Consider the following 314-nt stretch of genomic DNA (forward strand, 5'->3'; position numbering starts at 1 on the left):
TATCAAAGCCTCAGATTTCGAAAGATTTCTGAGGCTTTTTTCGTTTTCCCACAGATTTCCCAGATGTACACAGATTTTAGACCTGTTCGGTCTTGGATGACGCAGATTCTTTGCTGCTCATAAAAATATGGAAAAACACTTGGTTAAGGCTAAAATAGCCCTTTTTTACCGCTTAAGTGTTAAAATACTGTTAAAATGCGAACTTTTCTTGTGAATTATTTGGTGGGTTCAGTTTTTTGTTGTACTTTTGCACTCGCTTTTGAGAAATCACTTCTCTAAGCAACTAAAGAAAGAGTTCTTTGAAAGATTTTACA

Source organism: Prevotella sp. TF12-30, from assembly GCF_003436715.1.
Lineage (GTDB): Bacteria > Bacteroidota > Bacteroidia > Bacteroidales > Bacteroidaceae > Prevotella > Prevotella copri_A.